We start from the raw sequence: 13,824 nt of genomic DNA on the forward strand, positions 1-13,824 counted from the left end.
GGAGGCCTCAGTTTTCGAATTCGGACAGCGGCGGGCAGGAGCAGATCAGGTTGCGGTCCCCGGCGGCGCCGTCGATCCGGCCGACCGGCGGGAAGTACTTGTCCTGCTTGAGCGTGTGGACCGGAAAGACGGCCTGCTCGCGCGAGTAGGAGCGGTCCCAATCGGTGCTGATGGTCGCGGCCGCGGTGTGCGGGGCGTTGCGCAGCGGGCTGCTCTCGACGGTGAAGTCGCCGTGGGCTACCTGGTCGATCTCGGCGCGGATGGCGATCATCGCGGTGATGAACCGGTCGATCTCGCCGAGGTCCTCGGATTCGGTGGGCTCGACCATCAGGGTGCCGGCCACGGGGAACGCCAGGGTGGGGGCGTGGAAGCCGTAGTCGATCAGGCGCTTGGCGACATCCTCGGCGGTGACGCCGGTCTTGGCGGTGAGTTCGCGCAGGTCCAGGATGCACTCGTGCGCCACCAGGCCGCCCTCGCCGGTGTAGAGCACCGGGAAGGAGTCGTTCAGGCGGGCAGCGATGTAGTTGGCCGCGAGCAGCGCCGACTTGGTCGCCTCGGTCAGGCCCTCCCCGCCCATGAGCTTCACGTAGGCCCAGGAGATCGGCAGGACGCCGGCGGAGCCGTAGCGGGAGGCGGAGATCGGGGTGCCGTCCGCGCCGTTGGCCGGGTCCGCGGCGTTGCCGGGCATGAACGGTGCCAGGTGGGCCTTGGCGGCGACCGGGCCGACGCCGGGACCGCCGCCGCCGTGCGGGATGCAGAAGGTCTTGTGCAGGTTCAGGTGTGAGACGTCGCCGCCGAACTGGCCCGGCTGGGCGAGGCCGACGAGGGCGTTCAGGTTGGCGCCGTCGATGTAGACCTGGCCGCCAGCGGCGTGGATCGCGTCGCAGACCTCGCGGACGTCGGCGTCGTACACGCCGTGCGTGGACGGGTAGGTGATCATGATGCAGGACAGGGCGTCCTTGTGCTGCTCGATCTTGGCCTGCAGGTCGGCGTGGTCGATGGTCCCGTCGGATGCGGTGGCGACGACGACGACCTTCATGCCGGCGAGCACCGCGGAGGCGGCGTTGGTGCCGTGCGCGGAGGCCGGGATGAGGCAGACGTTGCGCTGGTCGTCTCCGCGGGAGAGGTGGTAGCCGCGGATGGCCAGCAGGCCCGCGAGCTCGCCCTGGGAACCGGCGTTCGGCTGGATGGAGACCTGGTCGTAGCCGGTGATCTCGGTCAGCTGGGCCTCGAGGTCATCGATCAGTTCGCGCCAGCCGGCGGTCTGGGATTCCGGGGCGAACGGGTGGATGGAGGCGAACTCCGGCCAGGAGATGGCTTCCATTTCGGCCGTGGCGTTCAGCTTCATAGTGCAGGAGCCCAGCGGGATCATGGTGCGGTCCAGGGCCAGGTCGCGGTCCGAGAGGCGGCGGATGTAACGCAGCAGCTGGGTCTCGGAGCGGTGGGTGTTGAAGACCGGGTGCTGGAGGTAGTCGGAGCTGCGTTCGACGGCGGAGTCCAGGGCGAAGGCACTATCCGTGCCTGAGGCAGGGTCGGCCACGCTCGCGCCGAACGCGGCGGCGACGTCGGCGACGTGTGTCCCCGTCGTGGCCTCATCCGCGGAGATGCCGACGGTGTCCGCGTCGATGGCGCGCAGGTTGATGCCCTTGGCGTCGGCGGCGGCGATGATGTCGGCGGCCTTCCCCGGCACGGAGACGGTGATGGTGTCGAAGAACGAGGTGTGCACGACGTCCAGGCCGGCGGCCTTGAGCGAGGCGGCGAGGGTCCGGGCATGGCCGTGGACGGTCTCGGCGATGGCCTTCAGCCCGTCGGGGCCGTGGTAGACGGCGTAGAAGGACGCGACGATGGCCAGCAGCGCCTGCGCGGTGCAGATGTTGGAGGTGGCCTTCTCGCGGCGGATGTGCTGCTCGCGGGTCTGCAGGGCCAGGCGGTAGGCCGGGACGCCGGCGGAGTCCTTGGAGACGCCCACCAAGCGGCCGGGCATGGAGCGCTCCAGGCCCTTCTGGACGGCCATGTAGGCCGCGTGCGGGCCGCCGAAGAACAGCGGGACGCCGAAGCGCTGGGCGGAGCCGACGGCGATGTCGGCGCCCTGCTCGCCGGGAGGGGTGATCAGAGTCAGGGACAGCAGGTCTGCGGCGACGGTGACGAGCGCGCCGCGTTCCTTGGCCTCGGCGATGACGGCGGAGTGGTCGAAGACGCGGCCGGAGGCGCCGGGCTGCTGCAGCACGATGCCGTTGATGGTGCCCTCCGGGAGGCCCTTGGACAGGTCGGCGACTTCCACCTCGAAGCCCAAAGCCTCGGCGCGGCCCTTGACGATCGCGATGGTCTGCGGGAGGCAGTCGGCGTCCATGACGGTCTTACCGTCGCGGGCGTCCTTGTTCTTGTTGGCCCGGCGCATCATCAGCACGGCCTCGGCGACGGCGGTGGCTTCGTCCAGGAGCGAGGCGTTGGCGATCGGCAGGCCCACCAGGTCCTGGACCATGGTCTGGAAGTTCAGGAGGGCCTCGAGCCGGCCCTGGGAGATTTCGGGCTGGTACGGCGTGTAGGCCGTGTACCAGGCCGGCGCCTCGAGGATGTTGCGGCGGATCACGGCGGGGGTGACGGTGTCGTAGTAGCCCTGGCCGATCATCTGCACGGCGGTCTTGTTCTTGGCGGCGAGCTTGCGCAGCTCTGCCAGGACCTCCACCTCGCTCAGCGCGGCGGTCAGTGCCAGGCCGGAGTCCTGACGGATGTCCTTGGGAACGGCGGTATCAACGAGCGCGTCGACGGTGTCGTAGCCGACGGCCTTGAGCATGGTCTCGACGTCGGCCTGGCGGCGGGCGCCGATATGCCTGTCAACGAAGGACGTGGAGGCTGAGGTAACGGTCACAAGGAACTCCATAACTAAGGCGGCGCAGGGTACGCCGCAGTGATTCGGGTTCCTCCCCGCTCTGTATTGGACCTGAGAGTTTCCGCGCGACCCTTTGGCGGGGCCCCGCTTGCACCGTCGGTGAGCGCGGCATCCCGGGGGACTTGTGGCGCGCTGCTTTCCAGAGTGGCCTCGCCGCGGCGGTACATGGGCCTGAGAGATTCCTGGGGAGGATTTGCTCCTACGGCGCCTGCGTGTACAACTGGCAGGACTCTCCCGCCGCAGATCAAAGGCATATTCAGTTGCTCGTGACCATGGTCACAGCACTCATTGTCCTATGCCGGAGCCCACGTCCGCAAACTTCATTTCTCCCCGTCCAACGCTCCCTCGCTTTCGGCGCGATTTCCTGCGACCCTCCCTCACATCCGGCCCACTTTTCCGGAACGCTCCCTCCGGTTCAGCTCTATCTTCTGCGACGCTCCCTCACGTCCGGTCCACGTTTCCACGACGCTCCCTCAGGTTCGGAGGTTATTTCCAGAAAGCCCGCTCACCCGACATGCGGGTGCATCCCTCAAATGAGCGCCGGACGTGAGGGAGCATCCGCTGGAGAGGTGCCGGACGTGAGGGAGCGTCCCGTGGAGAGGTGCCGGACGTGAGGGAAAGTCCCGTGGAGTGCCGCCTGACGTGAGGGAGCGTCCGCTGGAGAGGTGCCGGACGTGAGGGAGCGTCCGCTGGAGAGGTGCCGGACGTGAGGGAGCGTCCGCTGGAGAGGTGCCGGACGTGAGGGAGCGTCCTTAGGGGCGGAGGCGGTCGACGGCGGCGAGGAGGCTCTCGACGTCGTCGTCCACCGCAAGCGGCGTGGCACCCGCGCTGCGGGCCAGCATGGCGTTGAAATACAGGCCGTCCCCCATGTAGAGCACCGCCTTGGCCATTCCGGGCCCGACGTCGGCGGCGAGCAGTTCCAGCCAACTGGCCTGCACGCCGGCCATGCGGCGCAGGGTCTCGGCGTGCGCCACCTCGGCGAGCCGGGTGGCCGCGACGAAGACCCGGTCCAGGGCGGTATCCGCCCAGACCGAGGACTTGATGAAGTAGGCGGCCGCACCCTCCGGCGCCGCGGCCATGGCGGCCAGGTCCTCGGCCAGCAACAGGTCCAGCCGCTCCAGGAGGACCGCGATCATGGCCTCCTTGTTCGGGAAGTGGTACAGCAGGCCGCCCTTGGAGACCCCGGCCCGCTTTGCCACCGCGTCGAGGGTGGCGGCCCGCTCCCCTTCGGCGATGAGCAGGGATTCGAAGGCGTCGAGGACGGCCTCGCGGGCGACGGGTTTCCTGGGCATGGCTCCCATCATGCCCGGTGGGAGCCTGATTTCTTAACTATACCGTCCAGACGGTATAGTTATTCTGATGAAGACCTTGCTTCCTGTTGCCGCGCATCCCACGGCCGGCCCCCGGGCGCCGTGGCGGGACTGGCTGGCGTTATCGCTGCTGATGTTTCCGGTCCTTCTCGTGGCGGTCGACAACACCGCCCTGACCTTCGCCCTGCCCGCGATCGCCCGCGACCTGAATGCCACCGGCGTCCAGCTGCTGTGGATGGTCGACGTGTACCCGCTGGTGCTTGCAGGCCTGCTGGTCGCGATGGGCAGCATCGGGGACCGGATCGGCCGCCGGCGGCTTCTCTTCACCGGCGCCGCCGGCTTCGCGGCGGTGTCCGCGGCGACCGCGTTCGCCCCCGGCCCGGAGTGGCTGGTGGCCGGTCGGGCGGCGCTGGGGTTCTTCGGGGCCATGCTGATGCCCTCCACGCTGTCGCTAATCCGGAACATCTTCCCGGAGCCGAACCGGCGCCGCCTGGCGGTGGCCATATGGGCCGCGGGCTTATCCGGCGGCGCGGCGCTGGGCCCAGTCCTGGGCGGCTGGCTGGTGGAGCACCTCTGGTGGGGTGCGGTGCTGCTGATGGCGGTTCCCATTATCGTGCCGTTGCTGCTCCTCGGCCCCGCCTTCATCCCCGAATCCCGCGACCCGAACCCCGGGCCGGTGGATCTGCCCAGCATCGCGCTGTCCATGCTGGCGATGGCGCCGGCCGTCTATGGCATCAAGATGCTGGCCGTGGAGGGCACCGGCCCGGTGCCGCTGGCGGCCCTCGGCGCCGGGCTCCTCATGGGGTACGCCTTCGTCCGGCGGCAGCGCAGGCTCGCCGTGGGCGGCACCACCGCTCCCCTGCTGGACCTGGGCCTGTTCGGCAATCCGGTGTTCAGCACGGCGATTACGGCCAACGTCCTGGCGCTGTTCTCCTACAACGGCTTCATCCTCTTCCTTGCCCAGCATCTCCAGCTCCTGGAGGGGCAGACGCCGTCCGAGTCCGGGCTGGCGATGGTCCCCGCGCTGGCCGCCACCGTCGCGGCCGGGCTGCTGGTGGTCCCGCTGGTGCGGAAGGTCCGTCCGGGGTTTGTGGTGGCGGGCGGACTGCTGTTCAGCGCCGTCGGATATGCGCTCGTGGCCTTCGGCGACCACAGTTCCGGGCCGGCGATGCTGCTGGCGGCGCTCCTGGTGCTGTGCCTGGGCGTGGGGGCGGCCGAGACCATCTCCAACGACCTGATCCTCGGCGCCGCCCCGGCCGCCAAGTCGGGGGCCGCGTCCGCGATCTCGGAGACCGGGTACGAGGTCGGCTCGCTGCTGGGCACGGCCGTGCTGGGTTCCATCCTGACGGCGTCCTACCAGCGGAACCTGGTCCTGCCCGCCGGGCTCCCGCAGGCCGACCCGGCCGCCGCGGGCCAGGCCCGGGAGACCCTGGCCGGGGCGGCGGAACTGGCCGCGACGCTGCCCGGCCCCCTGGCCGACGCCGTGATGACCGCCGCCCGCGCGGCGTTCGACTCGGGCGTCCACATCACGGCGGCGATTGCGCTTGCCCTGATGGCCGGCGCGGCGGTGCTGGCCGCCGTCGTCCTCCGCCGGGTGCCGCGGGCGCACTGAGCCGGGCCCATTGACTCACGCCCACTGACTCGGGCGCCCCAAAAGGACACCAGCGGCCCTCCGCGAGTCCAAAAGCAGCGTCCGACGCCGGGACTCCCGGCGTCGGACGCTGCCCTGTGTCCTTCGGTTTACTTGCCGGCGTCCGGTGTCGTGACGGAGGCCGTGGCCCGCATGGTTTCGGCGTTGACCAGCCAGGCGAACTGCTCAAGCTTGGCGATGAAGGCGTGCAGCAGGTCCGCGGTGGTGGGGTCCTGCTCGTCCACCTCGTCGTGCACCTTGCGCATGGTGCCAACGGCGGCCTCCAGTGCGGCCACGATCTTCTCGATGGCGTCCTTGGTGTTGATCAGGCCGGTGGGAAACTCGGGCAGGGCGGTGGTCTTCGACACCGTGGAGCTGCGGCCGTCCGGGAGGGCGTGCAGGGCCCGCATGCGCTCGGCCATCTCGTCCGCGAAGGTCCGGGCGGCGTCGATGATCTCGTCGAGCTGCAGGTGCAGGTCGCGGAAGTTGGTGCCGACGATGTTCCAGTGCGCCTGCTTGCCCTGGACGTGGAGTTCGATCAGGTCCACGAGCACGGCCTGCATGTTGCCTGCGAGGGTGGGGGTTGCTTTCATGAATCCTCCTTGGTGGAGCGTCTGGACGGGCTGATGCCACAGACGCTACCGCAGGCAGGAAACGGCAGGGAGAGTTTTCACGATAAGCTTAGTAAGTGAACTTACTAAGCTGGATTCGGGGTCTAGACGGCCTGGTTCAGCGCGGGTCCCTGCGGGAATATCGCCCGCGTGATCCCGCCGGCGGTGGCCTCGGACAGCTGGGCCAGGTAGTCGTTGCGGCGCCGCGGCGTGATCCGGGATTCGGGCTCGAAGCCGCGGTCCGGGTCGTCGGCGTAGTGTGCGGTGAGACCGTCGCGCATCAGCCGGATGGCTTCGGCGCGCTGCTGGGAGACGGCGGCGTGGGTGGAGCCAAGTTCCGCGGCGAGGTCCTTGACGGTCCGGTCGCCGAAGTAGATCTCCTCCACCACGTAACGCATCCGCTCGGGCAGGGACTTCACGGCGGCGCGCAGGTACTGGAGCCGCTCGTCGGCCAGGACCGAGCTCTCCGGGGACAGCGTTTCGGCCGCCAGGGTGTCGACGACGGCGTCGTCCAGCGGGGTGAGGGTGCGCGAGGCATCCGCGAGGGCTGCCTCCACGACGCTCTGCTGGACACCGAGGGCCGCGGCGATCTCGTCGACGGTGGGGGTCCGTCCGAGGGCGGAGGCCAAGGTCTCCTGCACCGACATGGTCTCTTTGATCCGGCGGCGTGCCGAGCGGGTGGCCCAGTCGCTGGCGCGCATCTCGTCGGCAAAGGCGCCGAGGATACGGCGGCGGGCGAACGCGCCAAAGGGAACACCGAGCCCGGGGTCGAAGGAATCGGCCGAGGTAATCAGGGCTACGGCGCCAGCCGACGCCAGGTCATCGCGCGAGAGGTGGGACGCCTTCGAGCACAAATCTGAGACGAGGTAGCCAACCAGCGGAAGGTGCTGAGTGACCATCTCGTTGCGTTCCACGCGATTCAATAGTGTGTCCCCCCATGAGACCGGTTCAGGAGCTGTAAAACAGCGGAAGCCGCATCCCCAAACGGCCCCGTGCTCCCCCCATGGGAGTCGGTCTTCGACGGTCGGGTGCAGCGCCCAGATCGAAACCTATCACCTGATCCGGAATCTGCGTGTACCCTCAGGAAAAAGCTTGGCCGAAAATGCGGAAAGCCGTCATACGGCCGGGATGGCAAGGGAATGGGGCCCATGGGTGCGGGGGATCTTTCGGCGGCGCTGTGGCAGGAACGCCGGCAGCTTGAATTGCTGTTGTTCCGGCTCGAAACGCAGCGCCTGCACCTTGCCGCCGGCAACCTCGCCTGGCTGAATTTCACCTCCTCCGAAATCGAAGCCGTGCTGGACCGCCTCCGCTTCGAGGCGCTCGCCCGCAACGTCGAGTCCGCGGCCGTGGCCGGTGAATGGGGCCTCCCGGCGCAGGCCACCCTGGTGGAGCTGATCGCCGCCGCGCCGCCCGGCGCCTGGCCCACGGTCCTGCAGGATCACCTCGAAGGGTTGCGGGCCCTCCTGGGACGGCTCGCCGCCGCCTCCGCCACGAACGAAACCGCTCTCCTGGGGCTGGAACCGCCGGCGGCCGCGAGCGCCGAGGCGATGCTCGACCAGCTGACGCTGGCCGCCAACATTGAACGTGCTCTGGCCATCACCCGGCGCGCCGCACAGCCTTTGATGGCCCAGTACCTCGGGGACGACGCGAACTCGCTCTAGCCGTTGACTCCGGCAGCGGGTTCGGCGTCGGATGCCGGGGCGGCGGGATCGGACTGTGCCGGTGTGGAGGGGGCCGGTGTGGAATGTGCCGGCGTGGCGGGTGCGGGAGCCGGCGCGAGCAGGCCGCGCAACGCGTCCTCGGTGCCGGAACCGTCGTCGGCGCCCGCCTGGGCGGCCGCGAGGTTCGCCGCGGCGATCGCCTCGATAACTTCCCGGCGCTGGATCGGGACACCGCGGGGTGCCTCGATGCCGATCCGGACGCCGTCGCCGCGGCCTTCCAGAACAGTGATGACGATGCCGTCGCCGATCATAATCTGTTCGCCCGGCTTGCGTGTGAGTACCAGCATTCTCTCAATCTACCCTTCGCTGCCGTCTGCGGCGGCCCATGGAAGCGGGTTACCGGCCGGCTTCCCGTCGATCCATCCCACCGGGATGTTCAGTGCCTCGACGGTCTCCGGCGAGGAGGTGTACGCGGCGCCGACGACGGCCATGGCGTCGATCTCCAGCCGCGACCGGACCACGTTGATCCAGCGGGCGGTATCCGCGGTTTTCCGGCCGGCGTCCACCACCACCCAGACCTGGTCCGGGGAAAGGGCCGCGAGGGCCTGGAGCCGGGCCAACGCGTGCCGGCCCTTGCCGAGCCCGAAGGCCGCGATGACGGTTTGCTCGGTTTCCACGGCGTGGGCGCGGGCCGCCGTCGCGCTCTGACGGCCGTCCAGGTGCAGGTGGCCGTAGGCGCTGAGCTCGCCCGCGGTGCGCACGTCCGCCCCGCCCGCGGCAATGGACATGTCCAGGGCCGTGTCCAGCGGGTCGTCGCCCAGGCCCACCAGGACCACCAGGTCTCCGGTGCCGCGGAGCGGAACCGGGGCCGGGATGCGTTTCGGGACCACGGGTGCCTCGGACCGATCCTCGCCGCAGCGGACACTGTCGGCCGGTTCGGCGGGGCCGAGCAGGCTCACGGCGGCGGTGCAGGCACCGGCTGCAGCGGCGCCGGGTGCGGTTCCGCCGGGTGCGGTTCCGGTGGGTGCGCCGGCGGGCTGCGGTGCCCTCGCGGGTGCCGGCGAGGCGGCGGTCGACGGCGGTTGCAGCCCGGAACCGAGCTGGTTCAGCAGGTCGGCGAAGCCGGGCGTCTCCGTGGACAGTGCCGGCTGGGCCGGGCGGTGCATGGTCATCTCGGCGGCGTCTGCCTCGGCCAGCAGGGCCGCGATGGCGTCGCCCTGCAGGGCGTGGCCGGGCGCGGATACGCGGGCCTGCTCGCCGGGGGTGGCAGCGGAAGCGGAGGGCCCCGGGGCGGCTCCACCGGAGGCACCAGCCGGCGGGGCCGGCGTGGCGGAAGCAGCGGGGTCAGCCTTCGCCGCCCGGCCTGCCTTGGCCGCCTTGGCGGCCTTGCGGCGGGACTTGCGGCCGGGCTCCTCGGCAGCCGGGGCTGCCGGGGACACAGCCGACGCCGCCGACGCCGGCTGCGGTGCACCGGCCGGAGCGCCCGGCACGGACGGAGCGGCAGGCACCGTCGGCGAAGAAGAATCGGACGCCGCCGCCTGGGCCGCCGGGACGCCGTCGCCAATGATGACCGGGGCGCCGTCGCCGTCGGCGTTCAGCACGTCGGCGTCGGGCACCACCTCACCCGTGACGACGTCGTGCCGCGGCTGCAGCTCGACCACCGCCTCGTAGCGGTTGGCCGCGAACATCCCTGCGATGCCCGGGCTGATGACGCGTTCGGCCGAGACGATCCGCGCCGCGGGGCCGTACTGGGCCCGGGCCTTGGCCTGGATCTCCTCGAGCGAGGCTCCCTTAAGCCGATAGCGGTTCGGCATGGCGCACGACTCCTACGGTCTCGATCCGGACGTTGGCGGAGGTGACCTCCCGGTAGGAGAGCACCGGAAGGGACCCGGGCTGGGCGCCCATCAGGCGGTGGATGGCCGGGCGCAGGGCGGGGGCGCAGACCAGCACGGGTTGCCGGTTGGCGGCCGCCGCGGCGTCCATGGCGTTCTGGACCGAGCGGAGCACGGCGTCGAGGCGGTCCTGGCCCATGACGATCTGGCTGCCTCCCTCGGCGGGGCGCATGTCCTCCAGCATGGACTGCTCCAGCAGCGGGTCGATCATGATCACGTTCAGCACCGGGCCGTCCATGAAGCGTGCGGTGAGCGCCGGGCCCAGGGACTGGCGGGCCGCCTCCACGAGGGATTCCGGATCGGTGGAGACCTTGGCGCGGAGCGTGAGCGCCTCGTAGATCCGGGCGAGGTCGTTGATCGGGACCTGCTCGTCCAGGAGGCCCTGGAGGACCCGCTGCAGCTCGGCCAGGGAGAGCAGCGCGGGGGTGAGTTCCTCGACGGCGGACGGGCTCTGCTTCCGTACGCCTTCGGTGAGGACCCGGACGTCTTCGCGGGAGAGCAGCCGGGCGGCGTTGGCAGTGACGATCGAGGACAGGTGGGTGACCAGCACGGACACACGGTCGATCACGGTGGCGCCGGTCATTTCCGCGTTGTGCCGCATCTCGGCGGGGATCCACTTGCCGGCCAGGCCGAAGACCGGTTCGATCATCGCCACACCCGGCAGGGAATCCAGGGAGTCGCCGAGGGCCAGCATCTGCCCGGCCGGGGCACTCCCCCGCCCGGCCTCCACGCCGGCGATGCGGATGGCATAGGTGGCCGGGGGCAGGTCCACGCTGTCGCGGGTCCGCACCGGCGGGATGACCAGTCCCAGGTCCATGGCGATCTTGTGCCGGAGGGACCGGACCCGGGCCAACAGGTCGTCGGAGGCGCCGGAGACCATGTCCACCAGGTCCGGGGCCAGCAGGATCTCCACGGGGTGGATCCGCATCTCCTCGAGCAGTTTCTCGTTCGGGTCCTGTTCGGGGGCGCTCAGCGCGGCGGCCTCGGCCTCGCTGGCCTCGGCGGCCTGCCGCTGCGCGGCGACGGTGCGGCGCGAGGCCAGCACCAGGCCGGCGCCCACCAGGATGAACGGCAGCGGGGGCATGCCGGGGATCAGCGCCATGGCCATCGCGGCCACGCCGGCGATCATCAGGGCGTTCGGGGACTGCAGCAGCTGGGTGGACGCGGTCCGGCCCATGTCCGCCTCGGCGTTGGACCGGGTCACGATCATGCCGGTGGAGACGGCCATCAGCAGCGCCGGGATCTGGGTGACCAGGCCGTCGCCCATGGTCAGCAGGCCGTAGGTGCCCAGCGCGTCGCCGATCTGCTGGCCGCGCTGGAGCATGCCGATGGCGATGCCGCCGACAAAGTTGATGATGATAATGATGATGCCGGCGATCGCGTCGCCCTTGACGAACTTGGAGGCACCGTCCATGGCACCGTAGAAGTCGGCCTCGGCGGAGACCTCGGCGCGGCGGGCGCGGGCCTGGGTGTCCGTGATCAGGCCGCCGTTGAGGTCGGCGTCGATGGCCATCTGCTTGCCGGGCATCGCGTCGAGGGTGAAGCGGGCCCCCACCTCGGCGACGCGCTCGGCGCCCTTGGTGACGACGACGAACTGGATGACCACGAGGATCAGGAAGACGACGGCGCCGATGATCATGGAGCCGCCCACGGTGACCTTGCCGAAGGCCTCGATGACCTGGCCGGCGTAGCCGTTACCCAGGACCAGGCGGGTGGAGGCCACGTTCAGGCCCAGCCGGAACAGGGTGGCCACCAGCAGCAGTGAGGGGAAGACGGAGAAGTCCAGCGGCTTCTTCACGAACATGCTGGTCAGCAGCACCAATAGCGCCAGCAGGATGTTGCAGACGATCAGGAAGTCGAGCAGCGGTGCCGGGACCGGGACCACCAGCAGGAGCACGATGCCGACAATGCCGATGGGCACCGCCAGCCGGGCGAGCCTGTTGTTCATGACGCGGTCCTTTCACTGGGGCGTGCGCAGCAACGAGGGTTCATAGTGTGGCTCCCGCCATCCGGTGCAGCCCGGCGGCGGAGCCGCGGGCCTTGAGCGACATGACGAAGGCCAGGACGCCGGCGACGGCGTGGTAGAAATCGACCGGGATTTCCTGGCCCAGTTCGCAGGCGCCGTGCAGGGCCCGGGCCAGCGGGATGTCCTGCACCATCGGCACCTGCTTGTCCTCCGCTTCCTGGCGGATGCGGGCCGCGACGTGGCCGGCGCCCTTTGCCACCACGCGCGGGGCGGACTTGCCCGGTTCGTACTTGAGCGCGACGGCGACGTGCGTCGGGTTGACGAGGACGACGTCGGCGTCGCTGATCGCGGCGATCATGCGGTTCCGGCTCATCGCCAGCTGCCGTGCCCGGCGCTGGGAGCGGATCAGCGGGTCGCCTTCGCTGCTCTTGTTCTCGTCCTGGACTTCCTTCTTGGACATCCGGGTCTTCTTGCGGTTCCGGCGCATCACCACGAAGAAGTCGACCGCCGCGAGGCCGATGCCGGCGAAGACCGCGAACTGCACCAGGGAGGCGACGCCGCCGCCGGCCGCCGCGACCACGCCGGAGACCGGCAGGCCGCCTGCGGTCAGCAGCACCGGGATCAGTCCCTGCACCACTGAGTAAAGCACCAACCCGACGACGGCGACCTTGAGCAGCGCCTTCGCCCCGCCCCAGAGCGCCTGGGTGCCGAAGCTGCGCTTGAGCCCGTTGAGCAGGTTGAAGTTTTCGAAGTCGAGCCGGAACTTCTTGACGTGGATGCCGCCCTGCAGGGCGGACCCGATCAGTACCGAGAGGAACACCACCACCAGCATCGGGGTGATGATGCCGGTGACGGAGCCGAGTCCGTCGGTGAGGGCCTTCAGGGCCTTCGCCGGGTCCGGGTCCGCCATGACGGACCGGACACTGAAGAGCTGGTCCACGGCGGAGTTGGCGCCGCTCTGGATGGTGGCGGGGATCATCACCGCGGCCGCGCCGACGGCCAGCCAGGCGGTGAGGTCCTGGGAGCGGGAGAGCTGGCCCTTGGAGCGGACCTCCCGCATCCGCTTCTCGGTGGCCTGCTCGGTTTTCTCCTGTGAATCAGCCATCAGCCCACCCCCAGCACCGTCTTGGCGGCCTGCCCGGCCAGGGTGGACACGATCCGCGGCAGCGCCAGGAACAGGAAGGCGGCCAGCGAGAGGGTGAGCATGATCTTCAGCGGGAAGCCCAGCGAGAACGCGTTCAGCGCCGGCGCCACGCGGGTCAGGAGGCCCAGCCCGACGTCGGCGAGGAACAGCACCACCAGCAGCGGCCCGGCAATCTGCACCGCGGCCAGGAACATCCCGGTCACGGAGGAGGTCATGGCCTGCACGGGCTGGGCGAGGTCAAGGCCTCCGGCCAGGGGCAGGGCCGTGAAGCTGCCGGTGAGTCCGGCGATGACCAGCTGGTAGCCGTCCGAGGCGAAGAGCAGCGCCAGGGCCGCCATCTGCAGGAGGCGGGTGAACTGCGCGCCGTTGACCATCATCTGCGGGTCGAACGCCTGGGCCATCTGGAAGCCGCTGAAGAGGTCGATCAGGCTGCCGGCGGACTGCACGGCGGCGAAGACCAGCAGCACCAGGAAGCCCAGGACCAGCCCGGTGGCCAGTTCCAGGACCACGGCTGTGAAGAACCCCGCGGTGTCCTTGGCGGTGTAGCCGCCGGAGACGCGGCTGGTGACGGCCAGGCCGAGGCCCACGCCCAGCATCGCCTTGATCCGCGCGGGGAAGGCGGCATGCGCGAACGGCGGTGCCACCACCAGGAACGCGGTCATCCGGACGCTGGCCAGGAGAAGGACTTCCAACCAGGTCTGGTCGATCGGGATGCCCACT

General features: G+C 70.1%; 11 protein-coding genes and 1 riboswitch. Of the genes, 2 read left to right on the forward strand and 9 right to left on the reverse strand.

Annotation, left to right across the window (positions count from 1 at the left end; translation table 11 throughout):
• Nucleotides 1-7: 7 nt before the first annotated feature.
• On the reverse strand, nt 8-2,881 hold the full coding sequence (gene gcvP, locus ACRQ5B_RS02885; protein ID WP_432396770.1) for an aminomethyl-transferring glycine dehydrogenase: 2,874 nt from the start codon (nt 2,879-2,881) through the stop codon (nt 8-10).
• Nucleotides 2,882-3,039: 158 nt separating this feature from the next.
• A riboswitch (glycine riboswitch) is annotated at nt 3,040-3,137 on the reverse strand.
• A 505-nt stretch (nt 3,138-3,642) separates the two neighbouring features.
• Entirely contained in the window at nt 3,643-4,182 is a 540-nt protein-coding gene (locus tag ACRQ5B_RS02890) for a TetR/AcrR family transcriptional regulator (protein ID WP_412882219.1), read from the reverse strand.
• A gap of 67 nt (nt 4,183-4,249) precedes the next feature.
• Here ACRQ5B_RS02890 and ACRQ5B_RS02895 point away from each other — a divergent pair, with 67 nt between their 5' ends.
• Nucleotides 4,250-5,812: an MFS transporter gene (locus tag ACRQ5B_RS02895; protein ID WP_432396774.1), complete on the forward strand. Its 1,563-nt coding sequence runs from the start codon at nt 4,250-4,252 to the stop codon at nt 5,810-5,812.
• Between the two features lie 128 nt (nt 5,813-5,940).
• On the opposite strand, the gene ACRQ5B_RS02900 is transcribed toward ACRQ5B_RS02895, so the two are convergent.
• Nucleotides 5,941-6,423 carry a Dps family protein gene (locus ACRQ5B_RS02900; protein ID WP_432396777.1) on the reverse strand — a complete coding sequence of 161 codons (483 nt, stop codon included), beginning with the start codon at nt 6,421-6,423 and terminating at the stop codon, nt 5,941-5,943.
• Nucleotides 6,424-6,545: 122 nt separating this feature from the next.
• Nucleotides 6,546-7,364 carry a sigma-70 family RNA polymerase sigma factor gene (locus ACRQ5B_RS02905; protein WP_412882217.1) on the reverse strand — a complete coding sequence of 273 codons (819 nt, stop codon included), beginning with the start codon at nt 7,362-7,364 and terminating at the stop codon, nt 6,546-6,548.
• A gap of 216 nt (nt 7,365-7,580) precedes the next feature.
• Between ACRQ5B_RS02905 and flgN the strand changes: the two genes are divergently transcribed.
• Nucleotides 7,581-8,102 (forward strand): flagellar export chaperone FlgN, encoded by a 522-nt coding sequence (flgN, locus tag ACRQ5B_RS02910; protein WP_432396781.1) that lies wholly within the window; start codon nt 7,581-7,583, stop codon nt 8,100-8,102.
• Here the strand turns inward: flgN and ACRQ5B_RS02915 are convergent.
• From ACRQ5B_RS02915 to ACRQ5B_RS02935, 5 genes are read right to left on the reverse strand one after another with little or no spacing between them, the layout of a single operon-like run.
• Nucleotides 8,099-8,449: a carbon storage regulator gene (locus ACRQ5B_RS02915; RefSeq protein ID WP_432396784.1), complete on the reverse strand. Its 351-nt coding sequence runs from the start codon at nt 8,447-8,449 to the stop codon at nt 8,099-8,101. The two genes, flgN and ACRQ5B_RS02915, sit on opposite strands and share 4 nt — an antisense overlap.
• A 9-nt stretch (nt 8,450-8,458) precedes the next feature.
• Nucleotides 8,459-9,916 (reverse strand): hypothetical protein, encoded by a 1,458-nt coding sequence (locus ACRQ5B_RS02920; protein ID WP_432396786.1) that lies wholly within the window; start codon nt 9,914-9,916, stop codon nt 8,459-8,461.
• Nucleotides 9,894-11,942 (reverse strand): flagellar biosynthesis protein FlhA, encoded by a 2,049-nt coding sequence (locus tag ACRQ5B_RS02925; protein WP_432396789.1) that lies wholly within the window; start codon nt 11,940-11,942, stop codon nt 9,894-9,896. Before ACRQ5B_RS02925 ends, ACRQ5B_RS02920 begins: the two co-directional genes overlap by 23 nt.
• A gap of 40 nt (nt 11,943-11,982) precedes the next feature.
• Nucleotides 11,983-13,065, reverse strand: coding sequence for an EscU/YscU/HrcU family type III secretion system export apparatus switch protein (locus ACRQ5B_RS02930; RefSeq protein WP_412882212.1), 1,083 nt, complete (start codon nt 13,063-13,065; stop codon nt 11,983-11,985).
• Nucleotides 13,065-13,823 (reverse strand): flagellar biosynthetic protein FliR, encoded by a 759-nt coding sequence (locus ACRQ5B_RS02935; RefSeq protein WP_432396793.1) that lies wholly within the window; start codon nt 13,821-13,823, stop codon nt 13,065-13,067. Before ACRQ5B_RS02935 ends, ACRQ5B_RS02930 begins: the two co-directional genes overlap by 1 nt.
• Nucleotide 13,824: the final 1 nt, after the last annotated feature.

The organism is Pseudarthrobacter sp. L19, from assembly GCF_050859435.1.
In the GTDB taxonomy this organism is placed as follows: Bacteria; Actinomycetota; Actinomycetes; order Actinomycetales; family Micrococcaceae; genus Arthrobacter.

Bases quoted from the DNA above. Each gene is read 5' to 3' on its own strand.
- ACRQ5B_RS02890 (WP_412882219.1), bottom strand. From the start codon at position 4,182: ATGCCCAGGAAACCCGTCGCCCGCGAGGCCGTCCTCGACGCCTTCGAA.
- ACRQ5B_RS02900 (WP_432396777.1), bottom strand. From the start codon at position 6,423: ATGAAAGCAACCCCCACCCTCGCAGGCAACATGCAGGCCGTGCTCGTG.
- ACRQ5B_RS02930 (WP_412882212.1), bottom strand. From the start codon at position 13,065: ATGGCTGATTCACAGGAGAAAACCGAGCAGGCCACCGAGAAGCGGATG.
- ACRQ5B_RS02925 (WP_432396789.1), bottom strand. From the start codon at position 11,942: ATGAACAACAGGCTCGCCCGGCTGGCGGTGCCCATCGGCATTGTCGGC.
- ACRQ5B_RS02915 (WP_432396784.1), bottom strand. From the start codon at position 8,449: ATGCTGGTACTCACACGCAAGCCGGGCGAACAGATTATGATCGGCGAC.
- flgN (WP_432396781.1), top strand. From the start codon at position 7,581: ATGGGGCCCATGGGTGCGGGGGATCTTTCGGCGGCGCTGTGGCAGGAA.
- ACRQ5B_RS02895 (WP_432396774.1), top strand. From the start codon at position 4,250: ATGAAGACCTTGCTTCCTGTTGCCGCGCATCCCACGGCCGGCCCCCGG.
- ACRQ5B_RS02920 (WP_432396786.1), bottom strand. From the start codon at position 9,916: ATGCCGAACCGCTATCGGCTTAAGGGAGCCTCGCTCGAGGAGATCCAG.
- gcvP (WP_432396770.1), bottom strand. From the start codon at position 2,881: ATGGAGTTCCTTGTGACCGTTACCTCAGCCTCCACGTCCTTCGTTGAC.